The sequence below is a fragment of the Pedobacter glucosidilyticus genome (assembly GCF_002483235.1).
GTDB classification, from domain to species: domain Bacteria; phylum Bacteroidota; class Bacteroidia; order Sphingobacteriales; family Sphingobacteriaceae; genus Pseudopedobacter; species Pseudopedobacter glucosidilyticum_B.
On sequence record NZ_DLHN01000008.1, the window covers coordinates 51,383 to 51,600 of the forward strand.

Genomic DNA, 218 nt, shown 5'->3' on the forward strand with positions numbered 1-218 from the left:
AAAGTATAGAGTAGAAAGATTGTACGTCCCTGAATATGTTGATGTGTAGATACAAATAGAATTTTGGTATCGTAAAGAAGCGAACTTTCAGAAAAGTTCGCTTCTTTATTTTATGCTACTCGACATTGCTCAGGATGATAAATAAACCATCGCTTTGTTCATCGTAAGCAAAGTGAAGCTATCTCTTCATAGAGGTTATAACAGAGACTGCTTCGTAC